This window comes from Leptolyngbya sp. FACHB-36 (genome assembly GCF_014695955.1).
Taxonomy (GTDB): Bacteria; Cyanobacteriota; Cyanobacteriia; order Leptolyngbyales; family Leptolyngbyaceae; genus FACHB-36.
Genome location: NZ_JACJPG010000208.1, coordinates 1 through 1938 on the forward strand (window position 1 = coordinate 1; position 1938 = coordinate 1938).

Genomic DNA, 1938 nt, shown 5'->3' on the forward strand with positions numbered 1-1938 from the left:
CTGTTTGTCACGTCCAGCGCAGACAAAGAAGTGGGTGACTACTAGAGGCACATGATTCAGATCAACCAGCGAGGACCCATTTGGCAATGGGGCGGCGTGGCGATCGTCGCAACTGCTGTAGCGAGCGCTGTGCTAGCGCTGCGGTTTACAGGCGTGTTGCAAGCCAGTGAGTGGGCAATGCTCGACCAGTTCTTTCGCTGGCGTCCACCAGAGCGAGTGGATGACCGCATCTTGATTGTTAGCGTGGATGAAGCGGATATTCGCTACGTCAAACAATGGTCTGCGTCCGATGCCACGATCGCGACTCTGCTGAACAAAATCAAAGCCGGTAAGCCCAAAGCGATCGGGTTGGACCTTTACCGGGATTTGACCGTGCCGCCCGGAACGAAAGCATTAGAGGACGTGTTTCGCTCGACGCCGAATCTGATCGGAATTGAAAAGAAAGTGGCAGACCGCAGAAGTGCCCCTGTTGCGCCACCGCCCGTTCTAAGCCAGCTTGGACAGGTCAGCGCGAATGATGTGGTGCTGGATACGGATGGAAAACTGCGGCGGGGCTTGCTGTTTCTGACGCCGGAGTCCGAGGACGCCATTCCCAGCTTGGGACTATCGTTAGCGCAGATTTATCTGGCAGATTACGGTATCGTGCCGACAGCCGCCGCTGATGGCGCAATGCAGTTGGGCAACACTGTGTTTCGTCCGTTTGAGGCGAACGACGGCGGCTATATCCGGGCGGACGCCGCCAGCTACCAGATTTTGCTCAATTACCGTTCTGCCCCGTTCGATCGGGTCTCCCTAACCGATGTGCTAGAAAACCGAGTGCCGTCGGAGCGGGTGCGCGATCGTGTGGTTCTGATTGGTGCCGTCGCCCGCAGCCTCAACGATTTCTTTTACACCCCGTTCAGCAGCACGCTGGTCGGCTATCCAGAGCAAACCGCAGGCGTCGAAGTTCAGGCACATCTGACCTCCTCAATTCTGAGTTCCGTTTTGGACCAGCGACCGCTGCTGCAAACGGTGTCCGACCCGCTGGAAATCATTTGGATTGTGCTGTGGTCTGCTGTAGGAGCCAGTGTGATCTGGGCGGTGCGATCGGACAAAGCCCAATCTACGACTTATTTGCGCTCAATTCTAGGATTGCTAGTCGTGGCGACTGGACTGCTGAGCGGCGCCTACGCGCTGTTTCTGGCGAACTGGTGGATTCCGGTTGTGCCGCCGCTGTTGGTGCTGGTGGGGTCTGCCACGGTTATGACTGGATATATCGCCCAACTGGAGCGGTCCGATCGCAAAACCGTGATGACGCTGTTTGGACGGCATGTCGCTCCCGAAATTGCCGCTGTGATCTGGCAGGAGCGGCACCAACTGCTGGAAGCGGGACGCCTTCCCGGACAGCAGATGAGCGCCACGGTGCTGTTTGCTGACTTAAGAGGCTTCACTGCCATCACGGAGCAAACCGATCCGAGAACCCTGATGCAGTGGCTAAACGAGTGTATGGAAGCGGTGGCAGAAACCGTTCTGGCACACGGCGGCATTGTCGATAAGTTTATTGGCGATGCGGTAATGGCGGTGTTTGGCGTGCCGATTCCCCGCACCACAGCAGACGCGATCGCCCAAGACGCGAATGCCGCTGTGCGCTGCGCGGTGGCGATCGCCGCTACCTTAGAACGGCTCAACCAAACTTGGCAGCAGCAAGGACGCCCGATCGCCAGTATGCGAATTGGTATTGCTACCGGACCCGTCATTACCGGAAGCTTGGGTAGTTCCCAACGGCTCGACTACACAACGATCGGCGACAGCGTCAACGTCGCAGCGCGCCTCGAAAGCTACAACAAATCAATGGATGGAACGGTCTGTCGGATTCTAATTAGTCAGGAAACGTATCGGTATGTTCAGGAACAGTTTCCAACGCGATTTGTTGATACTGTTCACTTGAGAGGGCGTCAG

1 protein-coding gene is annotated in these 1938 nt (G+C 57.0%); it reads left to right on the forward strand.

The features are described from left to right. Positions 1-51 precede the first annotated feature (51 nt). Positions 52-1938, forward strand: a 1887-nt coding sequence (locus tag H6F43_RS04800) for an adenylate/guanylate cyclase domain-containing protein (protein WP_190341193.1), incomplete at its 3' end; no start/stop codon positions are given.